Annotated in this window: 29 protein-coding genes and 1 tRNA gene; 19 read left to right on the top strand and 11 right to left on the bottom strand. The window is 45.7% G+C overall.

The window, feature by feature from the left end; genetic code table 11:
- Positions 1–83 precede the first annotated feature (83 nt).
- Together GO620_RS12845 and GO620_RS12840 are read left to right on the top strand one after the other, a co-directional pair.
- Positions 84–368, top strand: a complete 285-nt coding sequence (locus GO620_RS12845; RefSeq protein ID WP_157527010.1) for a YtxH domain-containing protein — start codon at positions 84–86, stop codon at positions 366–368.
- A 129-nt stretch (positions 369–497) separates the two neighbouring features.
- On the top strand, positions 498–1,337 hold the full coding sequence (locus tag GO620_RS12840; RefSeq protein WP_157527011.1) for a DUF2911 domain-containing protein: 840 nt from the start codon (positions 498–500) through the stop codon (positions 1,335–1,337).
- A gap of 16 nt (positions 1,338–1,353) precedes the next feature.
- On the opposite strand, the gene GO620_RS12835 is transcribed toward GO620_RS12840, so the two are convergent.
- Entirely contained in the window at positions 1,354–2,016 is a 663-nt protein-coding gene (locus GO620_RS12835) for a TMEM175 family protein (protein WP_198173626.1), read from the bottom strand.
- A gap of 66 nt (positions 2,017–2,082) precedes the next feature.
- On the opposite strand from GO620_RS12835, the gene GO620_RS12830 reads away from it, so the two are divergent.
- On the top strand, positions 2,083–2,565 hold the full coding sequence (locus GO620_RS12830) for a DUF4385 domain-containing protein (protein WP_157527013.1): 483 nt from the start codon (positions 2,083–2,085) through the stop codon (positions 2,563–2,565).
- A 26-nt stretch (positions 2,566–2,591) separates the two neighbouring features.
- On the opposite strand, the gene GO620_RS12825 is transcribed toward GO620_RS12830, so the two are convergent.
- A complete protein-coding gene (locus GO620_RS12825) occupies positions 2,592–2,855 on the bottom strand; it encodes a DUF3072 domain-containing protein (protein ID WP_157527014.1) in 264 nt (87 codons plus the stop codon).
- A 120-nt stretch (positions 2,856–2,975) separates the two neighbouring features.
- On the opposite strand from GO620_RS12825, the gene GO620_RS12820 reads away from it, so the two are divergent.
- The 3 genes from GO620_RS12820 to GO620_RS12810 all read left to right on the top strand — a co-directional run bounded on the left by GO620_RS12820 (position 2,976) and on the right by GO620_RS12810 (position 4,490).
- The gene (locus GO620_RS12820; RefSeq protein ID WP_200229806.1) at positions 2,976–3,284 is read left to right on the top strand and encodes a helix-turn-helix domain-containing protein; all 309 of its coding nucleotides are present in this window, start codon (positions 2,976–2,978) and stop codon (positions 3,282–3,284) included.
- Between the two features lie 2 nt (positions 3,285–3,286).
- Positions 3,287–4,159: an IS3 family transposase gene (locus GO620_RS12815; protein WP_157527017.1), complete on the top strand. Its 873-nt coding sequence runs from the start codon at positions 3,287–3,289 to the stop codon at positions 4,157–4,159.
- Positions 4,160–4,292: 133 nt separating this feature from the next.
- Entirely contained in the window at positions 4,293–4,490 is a 198-nt protein-coding gene (locus tag GO620_RS12810; protein WP_157525780.1) for a hypothetical protein, read from the top strand.
- Here the strand turns inward: GO620_RS12810 and GO620_RS12805 are convergent, their stop codons facing one another.
- From GO620_RS12805 to GO620_RS12785, 5 genes are all read right to left on the bottom strand, one after another.
- Entirely contained in the window at positions 4,491–4,712 is a 222-nt protein-coding gene (locus GO620_RS12805; RefSeq protein ID WP_157525778.1) for a hypothetical protein, read from the bottom strand.
- A 203-nt stretch (positions 4,713–4,915) separates the two neighbouring features.
- The gene (locus tag GO620_RS12800; RefSeq protein ID WP_157525776.1) at positions 4,916–5,185 is read right to left on the bottom strand and encodes a GIY-YIG nuclease family protein; all 270 of its coding nucleotides are present in this window, start codon (positions 5,183–5,185) and stop codon (positions 4,916–4,918) included.
- A gap of 42 nt (positions 5,186–5,227) precedes the next feature.
- Positions 5,228–5,301, bottom strand: a tRNA-Asp gene (locus GO620_RS12795).
- A 59-nt stretch (positions 5,302–5,360) separates the two neighbouring features.
- Positions 5,361–6,434 (bottom strand): peptide chain release factor 1, encoded by a 1,074-nt coding sequence (gene prfA, locus GO620_RS12790; RefSeq protein ID WP_157525773.1) that lies wholly within the window; start codon positions 6,432–6,434, stop codon positions 5,361–5,363.
- Between the two features lie 452 nt (positions 6,435–6,886).
- A complete protein-coding gene (locus GO620_RS12785) occupies positions 6,887–7,681 on the bottom strand; it encodes a UDP-2,3-diacylglucosamine diphosphatase (protein WP_157525769.1) in 795 nt (264 codons plus the stop codon).
- A 100-nt stretch (positions 7,682–7,781) separates the two neighbouring features.
- On the opposite strand from GO620_RS12785, the gene GO620_RS12780 reads away from it, so the two are divergent.
- Positions 7,782–8,813: an MBL fold metallo-hydrolase gene (locus tag GO620_RS12780; RefSeq protein WP_157525767.1), complete on the top strand. Its 1,032-nt coding sequence runs from the start codon at positions 7,782–7,784 to the stop codon at positions 8,811–8,813.
- Between the two features lie 641 nt (positions 8,814–9,454).
- On the opposite strand, the gene GO620_RS12775 is transcribed toward GO620_RS12780, so the two are convergent.
- From GO620_RS12775 to GO620_RS12765, 3 genes are all read right to left on the bottom strand, one after another.
- Positions 9,455–10,921, bottom strand: a complete 1,467-nt coding sequence (locus GO620_RS12775) for a M28 family metallopeptidase (RefSeq protein ID WP_157525765.1) — start codon at positions 10,919–10,921, stop codon at positions 9,455–9,457.
- A 267-nt stretch (positions 10,922–11,188) separates the two neighbouring features.
- Positions 11,189–11,686, bottom strand: a complete 498-nt coding sequence (locus GO620_RS12770) for an anti-sigma factor (protein WP_157525763.1) — start codon at positions 11,684–11,686, stop codon at positions 11,189–11,191.
- On the bottom strand, positions 11,683–12,264 hold the full coding sequence (locus GO620_RS12765) for an RNA polymerase sigma factor (RefSeq protein WP_157525761.1): 582 nt from the start codon (positions 12,262–12,264) through the stop codon (positions 11,683–11,685). Before GO620_RS12765 ends, GO620_RS12770 begins: the two co-directional genes overlap by 4 nt.
- Before the next feature lie 267 nt (positions 12,265–12,531).
- Here GO620_RS12765 and GO620_RS12760 point away from each other — a divergent pair, with 267 nt between their 5' ends.
- The 12 genes from GO620_RS12760 to GO620_RS12705 all read left to right on the top strand — a co-directional run bounded on the left by GO620_RS12760 (position 12,532) and on the right by GO620_RS12705 (position 22,549).
- Positions 12,532–12,906 (top strand): DUF6249 domain-containing protein, encoded by a 375-nt coding sequence (locus tag GO620_RS12760; RefSeq protein WP_157525759.1) that lies wholly within the window; start codon positions 12,532–12,534, stop codon positions 12,904–12,906.
- A gap of 657 nt (positions 12,907–13,563) precedes the next feature.
- Positions 13,564–14,130, top strand: a complete 567-nt coding sequence (locus GO620_RS12755) for a 30S ribosomal protein S16 (RefSeq protein ID WP_157525757.1) — start codon at positions 13,564–13,566, stop codon at positions 14,128–14,130.
- A 76-nt stretch (positions 14,131–14,206) separates the two neighbouring features.
- Positions 14,207–14,725 carry a ribosome maturation factor RimM gene (gene rimM, locus GO620_RS12750; RefSeq protein WP_157525755.1) on the top strand — a complete coding sequence of 173 codons (519 nt, stop codon included), beginning with the start codon at positions 14,207–14,209 and terminating at the stop codon, positions 14,723–14,725.
- A gap of 122 nt (positions 14,726–14,847) precedes the next feature.
- The gene (locus GO620_RS12745) at positions 14,848–16,332 is read left to right on the top strand and encodes a sensor histidine kinase (protein WP_157525753.1); all 1,485 of its coding nucleotides are present in this window, start codon (positions 14,848–14,850) and stop codon (positions 16,330–16,332) included.
- 52 nt (positions 16,333–16,384) lie between these two features.
- Positions 16,385–17,059 carry a LytR/AlgR family response regulator transcription factor gene (locus tag GO620_RS12740; protein ID WP_157525751.1) on the top strand — a complete coding sequence of 225 codons (675 nt, stop codon included), beginning with the start codon at positions 16,385–16,387 and terminating at the stop codon, positions 17,057–17,059.
- Positions 17,060–17,097: 38 nt separating this feature from the next.
- On the top strand, positions 17,098–17,775 hold the full coding sequence (gene trmD, locus GO620_RS12735) for a tRNA (guanosine(37)-N1)-methyltransferase TrmD (RefSeq protein ID WP_157525749.1): 678 nt from the start codon (positions 17,098–17,100) through the stop codon (positions 17,773–17,775).
- A 376-nt stretch (positions 17,776–18,151) separates the two neighbouring features.
- A complete protein-coding gene (gene rplS, locus GO620_RS12730; protein WP_157525747.1) occupies positions 18,152–18,499 on the top strand; it encodes a 50S ribosomal protein L19 in 348 nt (115 codons plus the stop codon).
- 70 nt (positions 18,500–18,569) lie between these two features.
- Positions 18,570–19,181, top strand: coding sequence for an HAD family hydrolase (locus tag GO620_RS12725; protein ID WP_157525745.1), 612 nt, complete (start codon positions 18,570–18,572; stop codon positions 19,179–19,181).
- Positions 19,182–19,229: 48 nt separating this feature from the next.
- Positions 19,230–19,874 carry a leucyl/phenylalanyl-tRNA--protein transferase gene (aat, locus tag GO620_RS12720; RefSeq protein ID WP_157525743.1) on the top strand — a complete coding sequence of 215 codons (645 nt, stop codon included), beginning with the start codon at positions 19,230–19,232 and terminating at the stop codon, positions 19,872–19,874.
- A 517-nt stretch (positions 19,875–20,391) separates the two neighbouring features.
- Positions 20,392–21,168 carry an ABC transporter ATP-binding protein gene (locus GO620_RS12715; protein ID WP_157525741.1) on the top strand — a complete coding sequence of 259 codons (777 nt, stop codon included), beginning with the start codon at positions 20,392–20,394 and terminating at the stop codon, positions 21,166–21,168.
- Positions 21,169–21,178: 10 nt separating this feature from the next.
- Entirely contained in the window at positions 21,179–21,949 is a 771-nt protein-coding gene (locus tag GO620_RS12710; RefSeq protein WP_157525739.1) for an ABC transporter permease, read from the top strand.
- A 99-nt stretch (positions 21,950–22,048) separates the two neighbouring features.
- On the top strand, positions 22,049–22,549 hold the full coding sequence (locus GO620_RS12705; RefSeq protein ID WP_198173582.1) for a hypothetical protein: 501 nt from the start codon (positions 22,049–22,051) through the stop codon (positions 22,547–22,549).
- Between the two features lie 304 nt (positions 22,550–22,853).
- Here the strand turns inward: GO620_RS12705 and GO620_RS12700 are convergent, their stop codons facing one another.
- Positions 22,854–24,437: a S41 family peptidase gene (locus GO620_RS12700; RefSeq protein ID WP_157525737.1), complete on the bottom strand. Its 1,584-nt coding sequence runs from the start codon at positions 24,435–24,437 to the stop codon at positions 22,854–22,856.
- Positions 24,438–24,543 lie beyond the last annotated feature (106 nt).

Raw genomic sequence — 24,543 nt, 5'->3', positions numbered from 1 at the left:
TGGACCGTTAAGCGGTTTAAAATTTAAACAAAGCCCTGCAGAACCAAAAGCACTATATCACGTTAATTAATAAAAGTAATTAAATGAAAAATCCATTTGAAAAGGAAGACAATAGCTCACTAATCATTGGTATGCTAATTGGTTCGCTGGCCGCAGGCGCGGCAACATATTTGTTCATGACCAAAAGAGGTGCAACTATACGCGGCGAGGTATCCAAACAATTAAATACCTTACTAAAAAAAATTAAGGGCGGCGAGTCCGCTACCGAAAATGTCGAAGATCACTCAAAGGACTACCTGCATAAAAAGCACAAAGCACCAAAAACAGACCGTGAAGATCTGCTAAAACACCATATTCTGGCTGAATAAGATGCACCGGAAGAACGGCATCTGTAAATAGTTAAGTTATATAAAGAAGTCGCCCGGGTAGCTGGCCGGCTTTTTTTGTTTTTGTCGGATGACTTAAATATTAACTTAGTGGCATAAAACCACTTATCTATGAAACAGCTATCTATCATTTTAGCAGCCATTGCCGCATTTATATCTTTCAATGCACAAGCACAAATAACTCCCCAGCCAAGTACTACCCAAAGTGTAGTACAGGATTTTGGCCTCGGTAAGATTAATCTAACCTATTCCCGCCCTAATGTAAAGGGCCGTAAAATATTCGGCGGGATGGAGCCATACGGAACGGTTTGGCGTACAGGTGCAAACTCGGCTACGGTAATAAAATTCAGCGATGATGTTACTTTGGAAGGTCACGAAGTGCCGGCGGGCGAGTATGGCTTATTCAGCATCCCCGGCGTAAGCGAGTGGACCATCATCCTGAGCAAACAACCTAAACAATGGGGTGCCTATTCCTACAAAGAAGCAGATGATTATGTGCGCTTCAAGGTTAAGACAGAACACCTGCCCGCGCTTACAGAAACCATGACGCTTGCCTTTACCAGCGTGCTGCCTACCACCTGCAACCTGCAAATGATGTGGGATCATAGCGGCTTTACTATCCATATGGCTACCGACATCGACGCCAAAGTAATGGCAAGGATAGACTCGGCCATGAACACCGCCAAAAAGCCTTACTATGAAGCGCTGATCTATTACTATAACAATAACAAAGACATGAACAAGGCCTTGGCGTGGGCAAATGAGTTGGAAAAAGACAAAAACTTTCCACCGTTTGTGCCTAAGCTGTGGAAGGCCCGCGTGCTATTAAGGAAAGGCGATAAAGCTGCTGCCATCGCCACCGCCGAGGAGGGTGCTAAAATTGCTGCCGCTGCCAAGACCGACGAGTATGTTCGCCTTAATAACGAAGTGATCGCGCAAGCGAAAAGATAAGGCTTAGCCTGAAGGATCAACTCACTTTCCCTGCCCTTTTTTGTTGCCTGCGGATACCTGCTATGTAGAATGATGCTGCCACAAAGAGCGGTATTTTGAAGAAGAGCAGTATAAAAGCCGTTACCGGATAAAAGAAGGAGCAGGCTATAGCCACTACGCCGTTCAGCAGGTGCAGGGTAAACATTGTATCGATGTGTTCCAGTTTTTGGTCTGCCTGATAAGCTTTGTCGGCGGTTTCATCATTGCCGTAATCCCAGATAAATTTCTGCATCAGCGAAAGCATAAACACGTTGCTGCAATACAGAAACACTGCAGGGATGCTGCCAAAGTGTGATCCGATTACAGAAGTGGTGAACGGCAGTATCACGATAAAGAACAACCAAACCAGGTTAAGCACTACCATCTTACGGTCTATCTTGCGGATGAATACAAAAATGGTGTGATGCGTTTGCCAGAACCCGGCTATGTTAAGGAACGAGAGTACAAAAGTAAGATAGGTTTCCCAGGGGCGCATCAGGTCGGCAAAGGTGAGCGGCTTGCCTGCGGGTACATCCAGCTTTAAGTTGAATGCCAAAAGGGTAATGGCAATGGCGACGATGGCGTCGCTGAAAAATATCAGTCGCTCTAACTCAAGCGGTTTCTTTTGCTGCATCTCCATAACCAAAAGTAGTATTTCCATTTTGAAGAGCATCGGTATACTCCTGCAAACAGAACACTTGCCGTGCGGGTTTCATCTACTAACCATATGAGCGACAAGCCATCATATCTCGATTTTGACAAGCCGGCTTACTCCTGGAAGCCGGATATAGATTACCGCAAGCACCCGGAATTATATAAAGTTGGCAAAGGTGAGCAGGGGGTGCTTATTTGTGAGCCGTATAAATCTGAAATTGGACAACATTGGCGTTTTAAGGATGTTGCGGTTGCCAAACAAAGCAGTGAACAGATATATATACTATTTGAGGGCTATCTTGAAAAAGATGATTTTGTAGGTGCCGATATGGCCCGTAAATATCTGCAAATGGGCTACACCCGTGCACGTAGGTATGCTAACTACAAAGGCGGCAAAAAGTACAATAAGGATAACCACTACCAACAACTTGAACGGGGCACCGGCGAAACGGAAAAGGCAGCCTCCGCGGCGATATTTTATAAGAAATGGAAAGCCGCGGAAGCAAATATCCATTATGCCACAATGAAAAAAGCCTGGAAAAAAGAGCGGGGATAAGCCGCCTGCCTATAGAGCGTATGATACTACTTTCCGCCGCCGTCATCTACACCGCGGCCGGTTTGGTGCTGCAGTTCGTCGATCTTTTGTGATGCCTGCGCTTTGTTTAGCGTCTCATCCATTTCTTCGCCCGCCTCTGCCGACAGCGTTTCCAGGTACGAGTGCTGTGCACCGGTCATTGGTTCATCCCCGGTCTTCCAGTCCTGCGGGTCTTTAATCATATTAGAACCTTTGATATTGCCGGTATGCTGCTCGTCGAATAGTTTTTCTTCCTGATCGTTGCTTTTCATGATACTAATATTTTTAGTAAACAACTGTGCGGGGCCGGGTTTGTTTTAAATTTTTGCCAAAAAGTTTTGGCGCGATGTGACTTGTCCTGAAATAAGTTTACAGAAAAGTAGAGGAACAAGATGGACAAATGGAAAGCGGAGCGTATCATACATGAGCGTGAGATCATGGGTAAGAGTTTGCGTACCTTAGCAAAAAAGTACGGCGTATCACCCACAACTATTTCCCGCATAGTGAACAAGGACAAGTTAAACGAAAAGGCATTGAGAAGTTCGAAGAAGACAGTTCTTCCCGATGATGTGTCTTTATTGAAAGCGATGTTACGGACAGAGCAGCTAAAGAATGAGCTGCTGAATAACATCATAGATATAGCAGATAAGGAGCTGGGTACCAACATCAGAAAAAAGTCTGGCACCAGGCAGTCGGAGTAAGCATGCAAAAACGCAGCCGCGGGCTGCGCGAGTTATGCAGACTGCTTGGTTACAGTTCACAAGCCTATTACCAGCATCACCGGTCCACAGAAATGCGGACTTTTAAACAAGAAGAAATCATTCAGCAAGTAATGGCACACCGTCGCCGCCAGCCGCGGCTGGGTGCAAGGAAACTGCTTGAACTGATACGGCCCGGCATAGGGCGGGATGCATTCTTTGAGCTTTTGAGAGAAAACGGCTTGCTGGTGCGCAGGAAAATATACCGTACGCGTACCACCTTTTCCTGCCACCGCTTTAAGAAATACCCCGACCTGACGGGCGGCCTGGTGCCTGCAGCGCCGGGGCGGCTGTGGGTGAGCGATATCACTTACATCCGCGTGGGGCAGGGCTTTGCTTACCTGAGCCTGGTCACGGATGCTTACAGCCGAAAGATCATTGGCTTCTGTCTGAGCCATGATCTTTCTACCGGCAGCTGCCTTACAGCACTTGAAATGGCCTTATCACAAAAGCAACCCGACACCCCGCTGATCCATCATTCGGATCGCGGCACGCAATATTGCAGCGGTACCTATACAGCACTTTTGATCAAAGAAGGCATTGGTATCAGTATGACCCAAAGCGGGAACCCGCGTGATAATGCCATTGCAGAACGTGTAAACGGTATACTTAAACTTGAACTGTTAAATGAGGCTTACAAAAACCTGAGCGGTGCAACACGTGCGGTACGCAGCGCTATAAATACTTACAACAACTTAAGGCCGCACAGCAGTATAGATATGATGACACCACAGGCAGCACACCGGGAATCCGGACCCCTCAGGCGGCGATGGCGAAACTATTATCCCAATCATCAACAAATAACAGAGCAAGTGTAAACCCCTTTAAGGACTAAAATAAAAAGTGTAAATTCAATTCAGTATTAACAATTAAAAGTGTCAACTTTTTTTAGGACAGGTCAATGAAACAATACTTACCTTGGCGTATCTAAACATTGCTAATAAAGCAATCATGAAACAAAGATTTACAAAAAAGGCTTTAGCATTTCTTATTACCGGGTTAATGCTGGTAACACTTACCCCGATCATCAATAAACACTATCATTTGCCCGATGGTGCTGCAGGCTTTATTACGGGTATAGGCCTGGCGAGCGAAGTTATTGCCCTTGCCCTGATGCAGAAAGAGCGCAAACGCACCTGCCAGTTGTAATTAGTCGAGGTATACCTGCCACTGGTTGGCATCATTAAGGCCATAGCTAAGGCCGTCGCTCATATCATGTACCTCGCGCTGAAACTGCTCGCTAAAGCGTGTTCTCATTTCGGTAATGGTGTAGCCATTCTCGCGTTTCAGAAAAAACTGCAGCGAAGCCATATTAGGCGCCACATCCTTCAGTTGGTCGCTCTCACCTTCTTTTACAAATGCCCTGCTCATACAATGACAACCAGCAGGAGGGGTTTAGGTTTGGGGGGAATAGGACGATCATTCAGGCAGAATTAAATCTCAACATACCAGTAATGCCACCAGCACAAAAAAAGCCTTCAGATATTATCTAAAGACCTCTAAGCGGAATGGACGTCCCCACAAGGCTGTGGGGAGTACCCGTCCCCACATTACTGTGGGGATGACAAGCCCTATTATTCTAACCTCGCCACGATATTTTTTGGGTGATTTATCAATGCGTTAATTCGTTCGATGGTAGCATTCTTTAAATTTTTCTCGCGAATTAAAGCCTCTTGTTTTGATGGAAACTCTTCTACATAAACAAGTTTCCATGGAATTTTTCTTGACGTGTAAGTAGCACTACCGTCGTTATGCTGCGCAAGTCTTTGCACGGGATTTTCTGAAAAGCCTTTATAAAAGCTTCCTTCAACCTGACTCTGGATAATGTAAACGTAAAAAGCCATTCAACAAAAAAAGCCTTCAGATATCATCTAAAGGCTTCTTAGCGGAATGGACGGGACTCGAACCCGCGACCCCATGCGTGACAGGCATGTATTCTAACCAGCTGAACTACCACTCCTCCCGTTTGGGAATGCAAATATAGAGTTTCGGCTTATATTCTCAAAAATATTTTAAAAATTACGCTACCGTACCCTCTTTCAGCTTTTCTGCGTTCTCTGCAAACTGCAGCGATTCCATAATTTCCTGCAAGTCGCCGTTCATTACATTAGGCAAATTGTATATGGTTAAACCTATGCGGTGCTCTGTTACGCGCCCTTGCGGGTAGTTGTAGGTGCGTACTTTGGCAGAGCGGTCGCCGGTAGATACCATGGTTTTGCGTTTTTTAGAAACCTCCTCCATGTGTTTCTGCAATTCCATTTCGTATACACGGCTGCGCAATACCTGTAAGGCCTTGTCATAGTTTTTCAGCTGCGACTTCTGGTCCTGGCACTGGGCGACGATACCAGTAGGGATGTGCGTAAGCCTAACTGCCGAATAGGTAGTATTTACCGACTGCCCGCCCGGCCCCGAAGCGCAGAACAGGTCCTTACGGATATCACTCACCTGAAGGTCTATGTCAAACTCGTCAACCTCGGGCAGTACCACTACAGACGCCGCCGAAGTATGCACCCTTCCCTGGGTTTCGGTATCAGGCACGCGCTGTACACGGTGCACCCCCGACTCATATTTCAACGTGCCGTAGGCGTCATCTGCCAATACATTAAACACAATCTCTTTATAGCCACCTGCGGTGCCTTCGGTATAATCAACCAATTCGGTACGCAGGCCCTGGCGTTCGCAGTAGCGCATGTACATACGGTAGAGGTCGCCGGCAAAAAGAGCAGCCTCGTCGCCGCCGGTACCACCGCGTATCTCGATAATGGCATGCTTGGCATCCTCGGGGTCTTTGGGGATCAGCATCAGGCGTATCTTTTCTTCCATCTCTTCCTGCTGGGTCAGCAGTTCATCCAGCTCCATCTTAGCCATCTCCCGAAACTCCTCGTCCTTCTCGGTAGCCAAAATCTCCTTGCTCGAGTTTATGTTGCTCATAATATTCTTATAAACATCATACTCGTTCACAATAAGTGTAAGGTCTTTATATTCTTTACTCAGTTGGGCAAAGCGCTTCATGTCGGCCATCGCGTCGGGGCTGCTCAACTCGCCTTCAACCGTTTTCCAGCGTTCTTTAATCAGTTCTAATTTATCTAACATGGTGTTATCCTATGTACTCTAATTTACTCTCCCCAGCCCTCTCCGAAGGAGAGGGAGCTTTTTATTTTTTTAGCCCTCCACCTTGGGGAGGGTTGGGAGGGGTGTATTTGTATTTGGGCGTTGCACTCCTTCGTCGTGCCGCGCTTTACGCTCATAGTCCTCTACGTCAGCTGACGGATGCGGGCTAACCGCTGCAATCGCTAACGCAACCTTTACTAATCTTCCTTTCAAAATCCTCTCTCCTTTGGAGAGAATTTAGGAGAGGTCAAAGGTACTGCTTTTAAGGCGTATAATAAATCAGCGGATTGTTAAACTCTTGGGGTGCTTATACTAAAATATAAGAGTTGTTATCCCGAGTGTAACGAAGGATCTTATGAGTAATGCGGTGGCTGAATAATCCCGATAGCTATCAGGATTCACTTCGTTCAAAATGACAACGCCGTAATTGTTGATTAATGCCCCACCGTCAATGCTGCGGTAAAATCCATCAGCTCCAGGTCGCGCTCAAAGGCAAGCAGTTTTACATCCTTTCCGTCGAAAACGGCGTAGCTGCTGGTGTACACCCATTCGCCCAGGTTGATATAGCGACTGGTGTCGCTTAGCTTTACATCCATAGCCATGTGGCGGTGGCCAAAGATCAGGTAGTCGAAATGCTCTTTAGTAAGCACATCACGGCTGTATTCTGCAAGCCATTCGTGCTGATGCATTACCCTGTCGGTTTTTTTGCCGTTGCTGATGCGGCTGCGTTTGCTCCAAGCGTTGGCAATACCTACACCCAGGTTGGGGTGCAACCTCTCGAATAACCACTGGCATACCGGACTGCGGAAAAACTTCTTAAGGAATTTATACTTACGGTCGCCGGGGCCAAGGCCATCACCGTGGTGAATGTAAAAGCGTTTGCCGCCGCGTTCAATGATCAGTTCATCGCTGATGATATCGGCGCCCAGTTCTTCGGTAAGGTAGCCAAACATCCACATATCGTGGTTGCCTTTAAAAAAAGTGAGCTTTACGCCCAGGTCGGCAAATTCTGCCAGTTTACCTAAGAAGCGGATGTATCCCTTCGGCACTACCGTTTTATACTCAAACCAGAAGTCGAAAATATCGCCCACCAGGTAAAGCTCGGCAGCATCTTCCTTGACCATATCCAGCCAGCGAACTATACGCAGCTCACGTTCGGTATGGGCATGGTAGTTACTGTTACCTAAATGAAAATCTGAAGCGAAGTAAATTTTGTCTCTAATCGGCATGAAAGCGCTAAAATACGAAATACGCCTTAAAGCTAAAAAGGATGTTCGGCAGACATAACTCCCGCGAAGCGATTAGTGCTAAATATTACATTTGTCCGTAATGATCGATATAAAAGCATTTGGTAAACTCCCTGCGGACGTACGGAAAAAACGGATAAAAACTTCTCTCCAATACCGCGACGGTAGCTTTCAGAACATATTGCCTACTGCTATAAAGCGGGAAGATGCGTCTTACCTCGACCTGTTTAAAACATTGCTTAGCCAGCCGAAAACTGTCAGGCCAGGTCAAGGAATACCGTCTGTAAAAACGGACCTCCGGAACTTAAATGCAAAAGTACCAACCGTGGTTTGGTTCGGGCATTCATCATATCTCATCTCTCATCAGGGATTTAATATCTTTGTAGATCCGGTGTTGAGTGGGCATGCGTCGCCGGTAAGTTTTTTCGGTAAGGCTTTTCTTGGGGCAGATATTTATAAGGCTGAGGATATGCCGGATATAGACGTTTTGCTCATAACGCATGATCATTATGACCATTTGGATTACGAGACGATCACTAAGCTTCACCCAAACATAAAACAGATAGTTACCTCTTTAGGCGCAGGCAGTCACCTGGAATATTGGGGTATAGCGCCTGATAAAATCACCGAACTGGATTGGTGGCAAAGCGCAAAGATCAATCAAGAGGTTGAGTTTACTGCAACGCCTGCGAGGCATTTCTCGGGCCGGGGACTTAAGCGCGGGCAATCGCTTTGGTCGTCATTTGTGCTCAAACTAAATGACTATAAAATATTCCTGGGCGGCGACTCGGGTTATGACGGGCAATTTAAAGTCATCGGCGATAAGTTTGGCCCGTTTGATCTCGCACTGCTCGAGTGCGGGCAATACAACATTAATTGGCCCGATATACACATGATGCCCGAGCAAACCGCACAAGCCGCACAAGACCTGCAAGCTAAAGTGTTAATGCCCGTGCACTGGGCAAAGTTTACGCTGTCCGTTCACCCCTGGAACGAGCCTCCAATCCGTGTGATGGCAGAGGCCAAAGCCTTGCACCAACCGATAGTGATCCCGCAGATCGGTGAACCATATGCTATCGGCGAAGAATTTGACCAAAAGATCTGGTGGGAGTAGAGGTGACTTAGACAAACTTGTCGCGCTACCCTTTGACAAGCTCCGGGTAACGTTCCTGTCGGAGCACCTTACCAATTTGTCAATGCGAGCGCAGCAATCCTGTAGAATATTTCTTTCAGCGCTCATTCGCCGCTGGGCTAGTTACTTTTTCCTTTGATGAAAAAGTAACCAAAAAATCAAGGCAGAAAAACGCTTCAGCCCGCTCTACCGTTTTCTAACGCTTTTTCGGTTACGGCCCGAAAAAGCTAAAACGGTATTCACCCCAACGCTGGCCCGCCTTTTCTGCCGAGGCCGCCGCTCTTTAAGTTAAAACTGCGAGCTGACGTTGAAAAACTCTAAAAATGTATAAGGAATTGTTGGCACTGCATTCACAACGCCAAAAAATGCGGCATCAGTCTGTGCGGCAACTGCAGGTTTTGAAAACAGCATAAACATTATAGCGCAGGGTGCAGCCGCGAGTTTTCTTGGTTACTTCTTTTGACGGCCAAAAGAAGTAACAAGCCAAAGCGGCGAATGAGCGCTTTCAAAAAAATGTCATTTGGGATGCCGAAAAATCCCGAAGGGTCGGAATCGGCATGACACTATAGATTACCTGTCCACCCTGTCCACCAACATACTTTCTCGCTAATCCAGACGGACACTTATTTGCCATCCAATGCAGGCCTGGCCGTTGTTTGCGACACCAGCCAGCCGGTAGCATACATCCACTTTGTCATTTTAGTAAGTTTGGGAATGCTGATACCTGCGGGTTCGTCTTTTGGTGTGTGATAGTCGGGGTGGAGCAAACTGGTAAAGAAAATAGACGGGATGCCTGCCTGCGCGTAAGGTACATGGTCACTGCGGAAATACCAACCTTCGGGGTGTTTGGCATCATCCCATGAGGTGTCAATATTGAACTTCGTTAAACTGCTGTTGGCTTTGTAAGCCATGTCAACCAAAGCCGTGGAATTTTTATGCGGAGCAATGCTACCCAATAACGCTGCGGAATCTACGCTGTTGCGGCCTATCATGTCGCCGTTTAACACTGCTACAATGCTTTGCTTGTTGACGGTTGGGTGCGCTGCATACCAGCGCGAACCAAGCAGGCCACGCTCTTCGGCGCCATGCCATACAAACAAAACGCTGCGCTTGCCGGGGTGCGCTACCCAGGCGCGGCCAATGGCCAGCATACCTACAGTTACAGAAGCGTTATCATCCGCGCCATTCCAAATTGAATCTTGCGCAACCGGGTTACCAATACCATCATGGTCGTGGTGCCCGCTGAACAGTATATATTCTTCTTTCAATTTAACGTCTGTGCCCGCAGCCTTAGCGATCACGTTTACAGAAGGGTATAAATACGTTTCAGCGCGCAAGTCGGCTTCTATTGAAGCGCCTGCTTTCAGCTGCTGTGCAAGTGCGCCCCTCATTAACAGTGTTGGCAAAGGTTTCACCCTTGCCGTTACCGGCGAACCCTGCACTACATATTGCCCTTCCTGGAAGTTATGGCTTACAAATGCCAGCGTACCTTCGCTTTCAATAACAGCATCAGCCACAAAAATGATGGCGCTTACGCCATGGCGCCTTAATATCGCACTCTGCTGCCGGATGGCCAGTGCCGCGTAACGGTAACCGTAAAGGCTGATCCATTTTGCGGGCAGTGGTGTCGGCGGCAATATCGGCATGGCTACGATCTTCCCTTGGAGGTCTGCACTGGTATCTGCCATCGTATTCAACCATTTTACATTGCCGCTGAAGCGTGCGTCAACAGGCTGTGACGCCCAGTAGTCTTTTGACAATGTAAGCGGCTGATTATTTACAGATAGCATGCTGTTGGCAGCCATCTGCGTGCGCTTGATATTATAGAACTGAAAGTAAGTGCCATCTTCACCGGCAGGTTTTAGGCCTGCTTCCATTGCTTTTTGCGCAACCCATGCCGCCGCCCGGAACTCATCTATAGTGCCTGCCCTGCGGCCGCGAAAGCCATCGCTTGCAATGTCGAATATGTCGCGCTTCAGGTCAGCTTCTTTTATAGAAGATAAGGCCGGGGGTAAGGTGGTAGATTTTGGCTGCGCAACTATTGCGCTGTAGGCTAATAAAGCAGGTATTAACAAGGCGAGTTTTTTCATAGCAAGCACAAAATAAGCATTGCCATGCAAATTGCGACAGGTACAAAAATAAAAAGCCCTCAGGCCTTGCGCCTGAGGACTTTCAACCTAAACCTTATCACAATTAAACTGGTAAGTTTACCAGTTCAAAGAGTTTATAACAATTACTGTACCAAACTGCCGTTGTCGGGAAATCCCGCCTGTTGGTGTACTCTATGCTGTTTCTTTGCGTCACATGTACATAACAAAAAACACAGTGTAGCACATTCGCTACATTTTGCCCCTTGATTACAATTGTTTTGCCATGCGCTGCCTGCGCAGGTACAGATCTGCAAAAAACAATAGCAACACCGCATCTACAAACACAAACGCCTGCATAATAAAGTGGCCTTCAGGTTTGCTCAAGGCAGGCAGCGATACTTTTGGTAATTCATATGCACCGTTGCCGCCAGCTGACCAGTTGATGTTCAGAAAAGCGTAAATTATTAATGATACAATAAGCGCTATAAAAATGCCTACCAATCCGCGAATTACATTTTTGTTGATGCCTGCCTTAAGCGGAACGGCAACGGTTTCTTGTTTGACCGCTTCCATTACTTTAAAGGTAAAACCCATTGATGGTTCTTCAAGGTCAAGGCCGGCCATATCGACATTGAAAGCTATCAGCTCTTCGTACTTTTCACGATAGGTAGCATCTGTTTCAATAAGACGTGCAATAGCGGCATGCTCATCTGCGCTGCAAGTGCCATCTATATAATCCCAAAGTTTTTCTTCTATGCTGTTCATATCAATTCCTTTACTTCGCCTTTCAGCATTTTTTCCAGCTTTTCTTTTAAACGTTGCCTCGCCCTAAACAGTTTCACTTTAACGGTATTTGGTTCCATGTTTAAAGCGGTGCCAATCTCTTCCAGCGATTGCTCGCCGTTATAAAACAAAGTTATGATCGCGGCATCATCAGGCAATAACTGGCTGATAGCTTTATTTACATAATAGCTGCGCGACCTTTTTTCGGCCGTATCATTATCATACCCGCCGCCGGTATCAGCAACTTCCAGGTACACATTCTCATCATCGATTGAAGTAGTATCAACCCGCTTCTTTCTTAAAAAGGTCATGGCACTGGTATATACTATAGTGTAAAGCCAGGTGCTAAACTTCGACGTACCCTGGAATGATGCCAGCGATCTATACGCTTTTATAAAACAGTCCTGCGATATTTCTTCGGCATCCTCTCGGTTTTTTGCAAAACGCATAGCCAGTGTAAACACAAACCGCTGGTGACGTTTCACCAGGTCGGCGTATGCAAACTGGTTACCATCAAGGGTTTGTTGTATCAGTTCTATATCAGAAAGCTTGCTTTGCATTATTTACATAAGCTCTGACCACATATTTAAGCCGCAGGTTACAGCAATTTAGTTATTTGTTATAAAGTTTTTAAGTTACTTAAGATAGAACAATTGTCTGACCGGCGTTTGTAATTACACCGTCTTGATCTTGTGTCTTGGCTCTTACTTCTATTTTTTTTCCAATAAGGTGTAACCTCATGAAAAAGCTTGTGGTCATAGCTTTCGAAAACATTGCAATAGTGCTTCAACACAAACAATTAATTATAAATTTAAAACATAGAAATCATGGATAACGCAGGCATCTTAATTCCCATCTTAGTTCCACTGGGATTCTTTTTAACCATTTTTGGTATTGTTTATTTACACAAGCGTGAGCGCATGGCGCTTATAGAGCGAGGCATGGACCCGCGCCGTTACAAATCGCAATCGGCACCCTATCAAAACCTTAAATGGGGTTTGTTACTGATCGGATCTGGCTTAGGTTTGTTCTTAGCTTATGCATTAGACAGCTGGCATGTATTCTCTACACCCGGCGAAGACAACCCGTCTATTTACTTTGCTTTGATAGCCATTTTTGGCGGCTTGGGTTTGTTTCAATCATACCGCGTAGAGATGAAAGAGACAGCCAACCAAAGAGTGAATTTTATAGAGCAGGAATAATATTATAGCTACCTATGACAGCGAAGCCTTTCCGTATAAACGGAAAGGCTTTTTTGTTTCCTGCGCCGAAATTTAGGTCTTAAATTTTAAAGTGCTGCACATTCTTATTCCGTTGCGCCCATTCGCCGCTAAAGCTTTCGTTCTTTTGTCTTAGCAACAAAAGAATCAAAAATGCCAAGTCAGCGCAAGGCTTCTTTTGCCGCACAAGGCCATTGCCAGGCAATGCTTCGAGAGCCTCAGCATGACACCCCACGCTCATCATCACATGAGCCCTCAGTAGCGCAAAATATTTATCACCGAAGCTGCGCGCTGACTTTTAAAAGATGGAGAATTGTTGGCACTGGCTTTACAGCACCGAAAAATGCGGCATCAGTCTGTGCGGGGATTACTGGCGCTGAAACGTGCAGGAACATTGTAGCACAGGGTGCAGCCGCGAGTTCTTTTGGTTACTTTTCTTGACGGTCAAGAAAAGTAACGTTTCAAGTTTTTCTCTTGCGCTCGTTTGTAACGAGTGCTCAACATGGTTTGGCGATTTTGCTGCATCAATTAACCGCGAAACTATTTACAGTCAGAATTTTAAACAATAAAAAATATTACTACCTTTGCAGCCCCGCAGAATGAACTCCGGGGGCATGTTGAATACATAAACAAAAGAAAATGGCAACTAAAATCAGATTGCAAAGACACGGTAAAAAGGGCAAACCTCTTTACTACATCGTAGTAGCGGATTCACGCGCACCACGCGATGGCCGTTTTATTGAGCGTGTTGGTACTTATAACCCAAATACCAACCCTGCAACCATCGATATTAATTTCGACAAAACTTTAGAGTGGGTAAACAGTGGCGCACAGCCAACTGATACCTGCCGTGCTATCCTTTCTTATAAAGGCGTATTGTACCGCAAACACCTGCAAGGTGGTGTGGCAAAAGGTGCCTTTACAGAAGAGCAAGCTGCAGAGAAATTCCAGGCTTGGTTAGATCAGAAAGAAGGAAAGATCACCGGTAAAAAAGATAACTTATCTACTGCTAAGGCCGACGCGCGTAAAGCTGCTTTGGCTGCAGAGGCTAAGAAAAAAGAAGACAGGGCCGCTGCAATTGCTGCTAAAAATACCCCTGTTGCAGAAGAAACAGAAGAAGTTGCTGACGAGGCTACTCCGGCTGAAGATGCTGCAACCGAAGAAACTGAAGGTGCTACTGAAGCCCCTGCAGCTACTGAAGAATAATTTCAGCACGACAACATTTATTTTCGATAGCGAAGTTCTTAACCGTTCTTCGCTATTGTTTTTTTAGGATATAGCAATGAAAATAGAAGAGGCATTCAGGATAGGTACATTTCTAAAAACACGCGGGCTTAAAGGCGAGCTGCAGCTTTACGTCGATTTCGACGGGCTAAACGATATTAAGTTCGACGCTGTGTTTGCCGACATGGGTGGTAAGCTGGTGCCATATTTTCTAACCTCAATCAAATATCCGCAAAAAAACACGGCTTATGTTTACCTGGAAGACGTAGATACCCTTGAAAAAGCCGGTCTGTTAGTAAAGAAAGACCTGTACCTGCCGCTGACTTTAAAACCCGAGGAAAGTGACGAATTTACATTGATGGACCTGGAAGGTTTCTTTATGATAGATGAAACGCACGGCGAACTGGGCGAGATTATAGAAATAAACGAGTATCCGCAGCAATTGATCGCCACGGTCGACTACAATGAAACCGAGATATTGGTGCCGTTGAATACCGATATAATCAAGGGTATAGACTTGGAAGGCGAAGAGGTTTACGTTGACCTGCCCGATGGTCTGCTTGAATTGTACACTTAACACTAGCCTTCCGCAAAACTCTTAAAATAGCTTTAAAACCTTTAAGTTATTATCCGTCACATTTTAGGGCGGGTTCGTCACATTTATTTTATGGGGTGTGTAGTTCTTCATACGCTTGTAGCATGAAAACTAAACACGCCGAGATCATTGTCGCATCAGTACTCTTACTCATTAGCCTCTTCGAGTTTGTTGCCACCGCCCACTATCATGTGTATAGCCCGTTTACTCCGCATGATCCCAATGCACGAGCCTATCGCGCCCTTCATTTAAAATACAGCTTTGTAAACAACTATATGTTGCCAGAACTGTTGGTGCGCTTCACTTTCTACTTTTCTTTTTTGTGGATGGCCTGCAGTTATCCAAATAAATTTCTTGCTCGCCGCAAATGGATAGGCTTTATGCTAACCACCATTTTAGGCGGGATATGCACATGGCTGCTGCTGTATTTAAAAATCTGGATGAGGGGCTTTCATTCAGGTAACGCGATGACAGATTACAGCATTTATTCAGTATTAACACTGTATGGCGCATTGCTTATCTACCAGGCAATTAAATATGCCGCTTTGTATTACTTTACAAACGGCAAGCAGAGCAACAGCCCAACTCCCTTAAAGACAGAAGTTACAGCCTTTGTAATCTGCTGGGTAATTATTATGGCCGCCTGTTTTACAATGAATATTTATTGGGGGTGGAAGCTTTTCTTCGGCTTTATGGTGCCATGCTGTTTTATAGTATACATGGTGTTGATGTACTATATCATTCCTGCCTTTTGGCATGGCCAAACAGACAAATCTAAATTCTGGCTTACTATAATTGTTATAACATTACTGATCAATTTACCGCTAACAGGTTATTTTGCTTATAAAAGCGCTTACGAGCTTTGGACGAGAGGGTTTATGTTTATACTGTCATGGGCCGCTCAATTAGTGGTACTTCTACCGCTAAGCATTTATATATATTACCGCAGAAAAGCTACCAGTGAAGAAATTACAGGCTTGCAAACCGGGTTAAGCCGCGCCGATGCCGATCTTAGTTTTCTGCGTTCGCAAATAGACCCTCACTTTCTTTTTAACGCCCTTAATACGCTTTACGGCGTAGCATTAAAAGAGCATGCCGAATATACTGCCGACGGTGTACAAAAGCTGGGCGACATGATGCGCTTTATGTTACATGATAACAACCGCGAGCAGATATCTCTCGCCCACGAGATCCAATACCTGCAAAACTACATAGCTTTCCAAAAACTGCGAACTGCTGGAAGACAAACCATAAATGTACAGGTAGAATTACCAGACGCGGGCGAAAACCTAAACATTGCGCCTATGCTACTGATACCATTTGTGGAGAATGCTTTTAAACACGGCATTAGTTTAAAAGAAGCTTCGTGGATAAATGTTAAGCTTTATTTTTCTGGCAAGAAAATGCATTTCGAAGTTGACAATAGTGCCCACGCAGACAATGCCGATAAGATTGATGACACATCTTCCGGTATCGGCTTAGATAACGTTAAAAAAAGGTTGGAGTTAATTTATCCGGGCAGGTATTCGCTAAATGTAACAAATAGCAAAACATCTCATTCTGTTGAACTTTCTATTGACTTGGATTAAAGCGGTAATTCCTTCTGAAAGTTTTATATTAGGAATAACATAACTCTCCTAAATGATAAAAGCCATTGCTGTAGATGACGAGCCCTTTGCCCTTGAGGTGATACGCGCCCATGCGGCAAAGGTGCCTTTCTTAGAACTTGCGCAATGTTTTACAAACGCCTTTGAAGCCATAGCATATCTGGCTAAAAACAAAACAGACCTGATATTTCTCGATATAAAGATGCCCGATATCTCGGGTATAGAACTGGCAGAAAGTTTGCCGCAAAAACCGCTGACCATATTTACCACGGCTTTTGCAGAACACGCGGTGCAGAGTTATGAGCTTAATGCTGTTGATTATTTGCTGAAACCGTTTTCTTTTGCCCGTTTTTTGAAGGCATGCAATAAAGTAAACGACATGTTGAATGCTTCCGGACAGAATGGCTCAGCCGGCGAAAGTATTTTCATAAAAACGGGTTACGAGTCGGTAAAGGTTAATTTTGATGACATCCTATGCCTGGAAAGCGGCGGAAACTACATAACATTTGTGCTTACCAGCGGCAAAAGCCTTTTAAGCCGTTTAACCATGACAGAGGCCATTGACCTTATCCCTGCAAATAAATTTAACCGCGTACACCGTTCCTACATTGTCAACAAAAATAAAGTGTGTAAAATAGAGCGCCATCAATTGCAGTTAGATGGTGGTTACACGGTGCCGGTCAGTCAGTCTTATTTTAAAGGCTTTTGAGGCACTCCGCAAAAGCTGTTATATTTGCAGCCTATCCTATGCTCCGCTTTGATATTATAACTGTTTTGCCCGGCCTGCTGGAAAGTCCGTTTGCGCACTCCATACTACACCGTGCGCAAAAGAAGGGGTTGACAGAGATATACGTTCACAACCTTCGCGACTACAGCACAAACAAGCATAAAAGTATAGACGATTACCCCTATGGTGGCGGTAGCGGAATGGTGATGATGCTGGAGCCTTTTGCGCTTTGCATTGAAAAATTAAAGGCTGAACGCAATTATGATGAGGTGATATTTATGACACCTGATGGAGTAACTTTAAACCAGCAGACAGCCAATAAAATATCGGGCGCGGCGAACATTATGATCCTTTGCGGGCACTATAAGGGCATTGACCAGCGCATACGCGACTTGTATGTAACCAGCGAAATGTCCATCGGCGACTATGTGCTATCGGGCGGAGAATTGCCTGCGGCGATATTGGTTGACGCTGTTGTAAGGCTGATTCCCGGTGTGTTGTCTGATGAGACTTCGGCGCTTTCCGACTCTTTTCAGGGCGAGTTGCTTGACGCGCCGGTTTATACCCGACCTGCCGATTGGAACGGACATACAGTGCCGGATATATTATTAAGCGGCAATACACCCGAGATAGAGAAATGGCGCTTTGAACAAGCGATGGAGCGCACCAAAACACGAAGGCCGGACTTGTTGGAATAATATGTTTAAGAACCAGGAATCAAGAGCCAGGAATCAAGATGCTTGCGTTAGCGATAGTAGCGGATAGCTTTGAGTGGAGTGCAGCGAACGAAAACTATAAGCGGATAGCGCGACCCGTTGGGTAACGCCCTAAAAAAAATCTATCATGTTGTCGTTTCGACCGGAGGGAGAAATCTTCTGTGATCTTAAAGTCAAAATCAAGAAGATATCTCGTTTCACTCGATATGACAATTTTTTAAGGCATTACAGAATCAATGACTGGCCGGCAACAAAGCATGTTACATATTTTTGAAAATTGTTTTTATATCAGCGAAAAAATCCCTATAATTGCAATCCGATTTTTACGGGTTAAAAATCGCTTTAAGAGCTAAGAATCATGGATTTAGTAAAATTTGTTGAAGAGCAATCGATAGAAAAAAAGCAGGCCCCACAGTTTAAGGCAGGCGATACAGTTAGTGTTCACTACAAGATCAGAGAGGGAAACAAAGAACGTATCCAGGTTTACCAGGGTGTGTGCATTCAGCGCAATAGTGCCGGCAACAGCGAAACTTTTACTGTACGTAAAGTTTCTAACGGTATAGGTGTTGAGCGTATTTTCCCTATCAACTCGCCAAACATCGACAAGATTGATGTTAACAGCCATGGTAAAGTTCGCCGCGCTAAATTATATTATCTGCGCGCCCTTACCGGTAAAGCTGCACGTATCAAATCAAAAAGAGTGTAAGTTTCTTTACGATATTTGTAAGAGCCTTTCTGTATTTTCAGAAAGGCTTTTTTGTTTACATTAATCTGCCATGATCAAGACTATCATATTCGATCTGGGCGCCGTGCTCATCGACTGGAACCCTGTTTACTTATACCGCAAATTGTTTACAGACGAAACTGCCATGCAGCATTTCCTGACAAACATTGTTACATCAGAATGGAATGAGGAGCAGGATGCCGGCCGCAGTTTGCATGAGGCTACCGAACTTTTACTAAGCCAATACCCGGAACACGAAGAAAATATTCGCGCGTTTTATGGCCGCTGGGAAGAAATGCTTGGCGGGCCTATCCCAGAAACCGTCGAACTTTTCAGAAAACTGAAAGCCAGTGGCAATTACAAGATCTACGCGCTGACCAACTGGTCGGCAGAGACATTTGGCATTGCTATGGAACGGTATGATTTCTTGGGCTGGTTTGATGGCATCGTGGTTTCGGGCGAGGAGAAAGTGCGAAAACCCTATCCTGAGTTTTATCAGGTACTACTTAACCGCTACAGCGTAAATCCGGCTGAAGCTTTATTTATTGACGACAACTTGCGTAATGTAAAAGCCGCGAAAGAGCTAGGCATCCCATCCATACATTTTACCTCGCCCGAGGCGTTACACGCCGAGTTTGCAGAAGTTTACGGCATAAAAATTTAACAAGGAGTTAGCCAGCCTCCTTTCAAAGGAGGTTTGGGATGAGGCCATATGATCTTCCGATTAGACAACCGCTTGCTGTTTCCCAACCCCGAACTTGCTGAAGAGGATGGCCTGCTCGCAGTAGGCGGCGATCTGTCGCCGGAGCGGTTAATGCTCGCTTATCGCAGCGGTATCTTCCCCTGGTATAGTGATGATACGCCCATCCTTTGGTACTCGCCGCACGAACGTTTTGTATTAAAACCTGCCGAACTGAAGATATCCAAAAGCATGCGGCAGGTAATTAATTCGGGCAGGTTTAAAGTTACAGTCGACACTGCATTTTCTGATGTCATAGCTGCTTGTGCAACGGCACCCCGTGAAGGTCAGGACGGTACCTGGATAACTGAAGATATGCAGGCAGCATACACCGATCTACACCAATTAGGCTACGCCCATTCTTACGAAGTTTGGCAGGATTGTGATTTAGTTGGCGGATTGTATGGTGTTGCCGTTGGCAAAGTATTTTGTGGTGAGAGCATGTTCGCAAAAGTCAGCAATGCATCCAAATTGGCATTAGTTGCTTTAACCCATTCCGGCTTGTATGATCTGATAGACTGCCAGGTATATACCGGGCACCTGGAATATTTGGGTGCAAAAATGATAAGTAGAGTGGAGTATATGGGGTATTTAAGTTCAGCGAGCAATATCCCATAATATAATTTCCGATGTAAATTTTACTTTTCTTGGCCGTTAAGAAAAGTAACCAAAAGAACTCGCGGCTGCACCGTGAGCTACATAGTTGCTGCAAGCTTCAGTGTCTGTGGTTGCCGCACACGCTGATGCCGCATTTTTCGATTATGGAAAACCAGTGCCAACAGTTTCTCTTTATTCCAACATCAGCGCACAGCTTCGGTGATAAATATTTTGCGCTACTGAGGGCTTGTGTAATGATGAGCGTGAGGTGTCATGCTGAGGCTCTCGAAGCATTGCAGGGCAAAGGCCTTGTGCGGCAAAAGAAGCCTTGCGCTGACTTAGCATTTTGGTTACTTTGTTGCTAAGACAAATTAACGAGCTTTAGCGGCGAATGAGCGCTATAAAATAAATGTTCTTTGAGATGCCGAATCGATCCCGATAGTGATCGGGACGGCATGACTGCACGAAGGACTTTTTGTGAGAAGCCTTGTAACAATCAATCCAAATTTCAATCTTACATTCACAAACCGACCCCTATATGAGTGACGATACTTTTCTTTTAAATGTACAGGGCCTTTATGTAAGCTACGGCAATTTTAAAGCCGTGCAGGACATTAGCTTCAGCGTACAGCAAGGCGAAATATTTGGTCTGCTTGGCCCCAACGGCGCCGGCAAAACCAGTACCTTGAGCGCGATAGAAGGCCTGATAAAATTCGACGCCGGCAGCATAACCGTTGACGGTTATGACGTTTTGAAAGACCCTTTGCACGCTAGGGCAGCCATGGGTGTTCAACTGCAATCTACCAGTTTCCAACCCGAGTTAAATGTTACCCAAATACTGCAGCTGTTTGGCGGTATTTATGGCGTTGATATGAACCGCGACAAACTGCAAAGCATATTGCGCGATATACAACTTGAAGACGCCGCGCATAAAAAATTTAGTCAGCTTTCAGGCGGGCAGCAGCAGCGTGTATCGTTGGTTATTGCAACCATACATAACCCACGTTTGGTAATGCTTGATGAGCCTACAACAGGCCTGGACCCGCAATCGCGCAGGCAACTGTGGGAGCGTATAGAAGCCATCCGCGGGCAGGGGCATTCGGTACTCTTAACTACCCACTCTATGGAAGAGGCGGAAGCGGTGTGCGACCGTATCGCTATTGTCGATCACGGGAATATTTTAACCATAGACACCCCGCAAAACCTGATAGACAGACACCGCGACGACCCTGAAGTTATCGCGGTATCCCGCCGCGGAAAGGTAACCTTAGAAGACGTTTTCATTGCATTAACCGGCCGCGCTGTTCGCGCTTAAAATCATTATCATGGCTACAATTGTACCTAAATCATCTAGTGCGTTTTTTACACTGCTGCGTGCAGATTTTGCTATTTTGAAAGCTAACAGGCGGTCGGCAGTGCTGGCAATCGCGGTGCCTGTTATCATCCTTATTTCCTGGAAGGGGCTGGTGCCTAAGTTTGGCGGGGCCTACGTGCTGTCAGGCGCAATTACTTTCGGGTTGATGGCCATCGGGTTGATGGGCTATTCCATTACTGTCGCCCGCGACCGTGATAAAGGCATCTTCCAGCGCTTGCGAGTGGCACCAGTGCCAACCTGGGCTATCATGGCCAGCAGGTTAACAGTGCAGCTATTCATGATCATGGTGTTGTCGCTGCTTATTTTCATATTAGGCAACGCTAATGATGGCATCACTTTGCAGCCAAAGGCTTATGTGTTCGCTTTCTTTGTGGCCATTTTAGGCGGCGCTGTTTACCTGGCGTTGGGGCAGCTAATTGTTGGGCTGATTAAAAACCCCGAGACCGTTAACGCCACCTCCCGTTTGGTTTACATGGTATTCATCCTGGTAGGCATGCTGGGCGAGTTGAAGCTTTTGGATTTTAAAGGCAAAAACTTCGAGATACGCATTAGCGACTACGTGCACTACTCACCTTATGGTGCGGTGAAAATGATGCTGGCAGCAAGTATGGCGCCCGACACCTGGAGCAGGGATACGACAACCGCATTGCTGCTTTCTATCGGTTACGCTGTAATATTTGCAGCTATCGGCATTAAAATGTTTAAGTGGAATACCAAGTAACCCGGCGGGTGTAGCCGCGTTGTTACAAAAGTTTTTCTAAACTATTGCGGCTGCTGCTTGTCATAATTTGCAAATACTCGAAAAACTAAAATGCAGATTATGAAAAAGCTATTGTTTGTGTTGGCGCTTGCAGCAAGCACCCTCACCTTTAAACAAGCCGATGCCCAATTAAGGGTAAGCCTTAATTTCAATATCGGTAACCAGCCTGCCTGGGGACCAACCGGCTATGACCGTGCAGACTATTACTACCTGCCCGACATTGATACTTACTACTCTGTAAATAACCACGACTACGTTTATAACAATGGCGGACAGTGGATCCATTCAGGGTCATTGCCTGCACGTTATAGCAACTACGACTTGTATAACGGATACAAAGTAGTAGTAAACGAGCCAAACCCATGGTTACATGCGGCTACCTATCGTACTAAATATGCAGGCTACCGTGATCGACGCGGACAAGCGGTAATTCGCGATAGCCGCGATAACAAATACCGCAACCATTGGAATGGTCCGGGTAACAACGGTAGGGGTAATGCTTATGGTCATGACAGGGATCACGGTAGAGGCCATGACGACCACGGTCGCGGGCATCATTAATTAAGAGTAAACTTAGATAGAAAAGGCTTCCGAAAGGAAGCCTTTTTTGTTAGAGAAACCCAAATATTACTGACATGATTGCGTTAGTGTAACATGTTACACTTTCTCTAACAATACTTACTTATTGGTATCTGACCGTATTTTGTCAGCATTGTAACGGGTTGATTATCAACAAAGCAAAATCGTGTCAGTGTTTCACACTTGCCCGTTGTAACCAAAAAGTGTAACACAACTGTTTCAGGTGTTACACTGACAAAATCGTGTCAGAAGTGCGCTAAAAGTAATTTGCAAAGATAAGCCCGGCTTATTTTCCGGTAACAGCAAGCGCTCTCTGTATGGCGGTATCATTATGGTTCAACACCTTAAAGTATGCGGCATCGCCCCATTTAAATCGTGCAGCAAAGGCCTTTAGGTACAATTTGATATACAGCCTGGCAATCCTGATCTCGCGCGAGTCCATTTCCTTTAAAGTCCGGGAGGCATAGAGTATAAAATCATCAACACGTCCGTCGGTTACTATGTATTTGTCGATGTACGCTGGCAGGTCATCGTAGCGGGCAAGTATGGGCTGCTGTTTGTCAATAGTGTAAGCTGTAAACAACTGCGCATGGGCTAACTCGCCAAGTAGTTTGGTATAGATGGCGGTATCCTGCGGTACGAAAATGTCGGGCGTTATACCGCCTCCCCCAAAAACCTTCTTTCCGGATAATGTGTAATACGCATGCTTTTTAAGCGATGTATCGGCAAGGCTACTATCGGCAGATGTCATTTCACCCTTTTCCCTGCGCTGCTTAATTTCGTCGCGGTAATCGTCTGCACCGTCTTTATAAGATTTCTGAATAGACCTGCCCGATGGGGTATAATACCTTGCCACGGTAAGGTTCATGGCAGAACCATCGGCAAACGGGAATTGCTGCTGTACCAAACCCTTGCCAAAAGACCGGCGGCCTATAATAATCGCTCTGTCAAGGTCTTGCAAGGCACCGGCCACTATCTCGCTCGACGATGCGGAGTACTCGTCTATCAGCACGGCAATTTTACCTGTTTTAAAAATGCCAGCATCGGTCGAAAAATAGTTAGCACGTTTTTCATGCTCGCCCTTGGTGTAAACTATCAGTTCGTCCTTTGGCAGAAACTCATCGGCAAGGCTGGTTGCCGCATCAAGGTAGCCGCCCCGGTTTCCCCGCAGATCAAGCACAAGGTTTTTAGCGCCCAACTTTTTAAGCGGTAATACAAACGCCCTGAAATCGCTGTCGGTAGTGTTGGCAAAACGACTGAACTTTACATAAGCAGTTGTTTTGTTCAGCAGGTAAGCTGCTTCTAAACTGCTTAAAGGCACTACGCCGCGGGCAATAAAATGCTGTCCGGGCTTGTTATCAGCCAAGTGCATAACGGTCATCTCTACTTTGTTGCCTGCGTTTTTGCGCAGTAAGGCGTTAATTATGGCTGTAGTAGCTTTCGCGCCCGATGCTTTTTTGTAATTGATGGTCAGCACCCGATCGCCGTTTTTGATACCTGCCACAGCTGCGGGGCTTTTCGCGTAAACCTGTGTAATGAACATGGTATCGCGCATTAGCAAATACTCTATGCCTATACCATTAAAATGCCCTTCAAGCCGTTCATTCACCGCCATGGCCTGCTGCCTGCGCAGGTAAACAGAGTGAGGGTCCAGGCTTTGCAGGATGTTCGTAATGGCATCGGCTTCAATGGTATCGCCGTTCACCTTGTCAACGTAATGCTTTTTGATGATCAGCAGCGCGCTGTCTATCTTATGACTGCCGGCAACCTGCCTGGCTACAATGCCCCGCCCGTTGATCATGAGCCCGATAGCAACCCCGGCAAGCAGAATAATCAGTGAACGGAATATGACCGACGCGGCGTGTTTCATGGGTGATGTGACCGGCAAATGTACATGTTGCTTTGCTTAACATCTAATTAATAATGAAGCATAACCGTGTATTGAATTTTTTGTTGAATTTTGCGTTTTAACTATC

It is taken from the genome of Mucilaginibacter ginkgonis (assembly GCF_009754905.2).
GTDB classification, from domain to species: Bacteria; Bacteroidota; Bacteroidia; order Sphingobacteriales; family Sphingobacteriaceae; genus Mucilaginibacter; species Mucilaginibacter ginkgonis.
The sequence above is the reverse complement of the archived record's forward strand: the minus strand, read 5'-3'. Positions and strand labels throughout refer to the sequence as shown.

Excerpts from the sequence above, each read along its gene's own strand:
- GO620_RS12845 (WP_157527010.1), top strand. The coding sequence starts at position 84 with ATGAAAAATCCATTTGAAAAGGAAGACAATAGCTCACTAATCATTGGT.
- GO620_RS12840 (WP_157527011.1), top strand. The coding sequence starts at position 498 with ATGAAACAGCTATCTATCATTTTAGCAGCCATTGCCGCATTTATATCT.
- GO620_RS12835 (WP_198173626.1), bottom strand. The coding sequence starts at position 2,016 with ATGGAAATACTACTTTTGGTTATGGAGATGCAGCAAAAGAAACCGCTT.
- GO620_RS12830 (WP_157527013.1), top strand. The coding sequence starts at position 2,083 with ATGAGCGACAAGCCATCATATCTCGATTTTGACAAGCCGGCTTACTCC.
- GO620_RS12825 (WP_157527014.1), bottom strand. The coding sequence starts at position 2,855 with ATGAAAAGCAACGATCAGGAAGAAAAACTATTCGACGAGCAGCATACC.
- GO620_RS12820 (WP_200229806.1), top strand. The coding sequence starts at position 2,976 with ATGGACAAATGGAAAGCGGAGCGTATCATACATGAGCGTGAGATCATG.
- GO620_RS12815 (WP_157527017.1), top strand. The coding sequence starts at position 3,287 with ATGCAAAAACGCAGCCGCGGGCTGCGCGAGTTATGCAGACTGCTTGGT.
- GO620_RS12810 (WP_157525780.1), top strand. The coding sequence starts at position 4,293 with ATGAAACAAAGATTTACAAAAAAGGCTTTAGCATTTCTTATTACCGGG.
- GO620_RS12805 (WP_157525778.1), bottom strand. The coding sequence starts at position 4,712 with ATGAGCAGGGCATTTGTAAAAGAAGGTGAGAGCGACCAACTGAAGGAT.
- GO620_RS12800 (WP_157525776.1), bottom strand. The coding sequence starts at position 5,185 with ATGGCTTTTTACGTTTACATTATCCAGAGTCAGGTTGAAGGAAGCTTT.
- prfA (WP_157525773.1), bottom strand. The coding sequence starts at position 6,434 with ATGTTAGATAAATTAGAACTGATTAAAGAACGCTGGAAAACGGTTGAA.
- GO620_RS12785 (WP_157525769.1), bottom strand. The coding sequence starts at position 7,681 with ATGCCGATTAGAGACAAAATTTACTTCGCTTCAGATTTTCATTTAGGT.
- GO620_RS12780 (WP_157525767.1), top strand. The coding sequence starts at position 7,782 with ATGATCGATATAAAAGCATTTGGTAAACTCCCTGCGGACGTACGGAAA.
- GO620_RS12775 (WP_157525765.1), bottom strand. The coding sequence starts at position 10,921 with ATGAAAAAACTCGCCTTGTTAATACCTGCTTTATTAGCCTACAGCGCA.
- GO620_RS12770 (WP_157525763.1), bottom strand. The coding sequence starts at position 11,686 with ATGAACAGCATAGAAGAAAAACTTTGGGATTATATAGATGGCACTTGC.
- GO620_RS12765 (WP_157525761.1), bottom strand. The coding sequence starts at position 12,264 with ATGCAAAGCAAGCTTTCTGATATAGAACTGATACAACAAACCCTTGAT.
- GO620_RS12760 (WP_157525759.1), top strand. The coding sequence starts at position 12,532 with ATGGATAACGCAGGCATCTTAATTCCCATCTTAGTTCCACTGGGATTC.
- GO620_RS12755 (WP_157525757.1), top strand. The coding sequence starts at position 13,564 with ATGGCAACTAAAATCAGATTGCAAAGACACGGTAAAAAGGGCAAACCT.
- rimM (WP_157525755.1), top strand. The coding sequence starts at position 14,207 with ATGAAAATAGAAGAGGCATTCAGGATAGGTACATTTCTAAAAACACGC.
- GO620_RS12745 (WP_157525753.1), top strand. The coding sequence starts at position 14,848 with ATGAAAACTAAACACGCCGAGATCATTGTCGCATCAGTACTCTTACTC.
- GO620_RS12740 (WP_157525751.1), top strand. The coding sequence starts at position 16,385 with ATGATAAAAGCCATTGCTGTAGATGACGAGCCCTTTGCCCTTGAGGTG.
- trmD (WP_157525749.1), top strand. The coding sequence starts at position 17,098 with ATGCTCCGCTTTGATATTATAACTGTTTTGCCCGGCCTGCTGGAAAGT.
- rplS (WP_157525747.1), top strand. The coding sequence starts at position 18,152 with ATGGATTTAGTAAAATTTGTTGAAGAGCAATCGATAGAAAAAAAGCAG.
- GO620_RS12725 (WP_157525745.1), top strand. The coding sequence starts at position 18,570 with ATGATCAAGACTATCATATTCGATCTGGGCGCCGTGCTCATCGACTGG.
- aat (WP_157525743.1), top strand. The coding sequence starts at position 19,230 with ATGATCTTCCGATTAGACAACCGCTTGCTGTTTCCCAACCCCGAACTT.
- GO620_RS12715 (WP_157525741.1), top strand. The coding sequence starts at position 20,392 with ATGAGTGACGATACTTTTCTTTTAAATGTACAGGGCCTTTATGTAAGC.
- GO620_RS12710 (WP_157525739.1), top strand. The coding sequence starts at position 21,179 with ATGGCTACAATTGTACCTAAATCATCTAGTGCGTTTTTTACACTGCTG.
- GO620_RS12705 (WP_198173582.1), top strand. The coding sequence starts at position 22,049 with ATGAAAAAGCTATTGTTTGTGTTGGCGCTTGCAGCAAGCACCCTCACC.
- GO620_RS12700 (WP_157525737.1), bottom strand. The coding sequence starts at position 24,437 with ATGAAACACGCCGCGTCGGTCATATTCCGTTCACTGATTATTCTGCTT.